This is a genomic window from Gilvimarinus sp. 1_MG-2023 (assembly GCF_030548285.1).
In genome coordinates this window covers 1-367 of record NZ_JAUOSC010000353.1, presented here as the reverse complement: position 1 = coordinate 367, position 367 = coordinate 1, and the positions used below count along the sequence as shown (strand labels likewise).

The window sequence follows — 367 nt, the reverse complement described above, 5'->3', positions numbered from 1 at the left end:
GCACTACTCTGAGCCGTGACCCGGCCAACTTCAACAAGCCACCGCATATCAGTGATAGCGAATGGCAAACCCGGATCAAACTGGCTGGCACCTATCGGGTGTTCGCCTTGATGGGCTGGGACGAGGGTATCTATAACCATTTGTCTTTACGGGTGCCTGGTACTGAGCATTTTCTGATTAATCCTTTTGGCCTGCACTACACCGAAGTCACCGCCTCCAATCTGGTCAAGGTCGATATCGAAGGCAATATTATTGGCCAGTCCGACTGGCCGATTAATCCGGCTGGCTTTACTTTTCATGGCAAGATTCACCAGCAGGTTGCCGATAGTCATTGTGTGATGCACGTGCACACCACCGCTACTCAGTC

1 protein-coding gene is annotated in these 367 nt (G+C 51.8%); it reads left to right on the top strand.

The genetic code is table 11. From position 1 onward, the window contains the following. Positions 1–367, top strand: a 367-nt coding sequence (locus Q4563_RS17155; RefSeq protein WP_336623046.1) for a class II aldolase/adducin family protein, incomplete at both ends; no start/stop codon positions are given.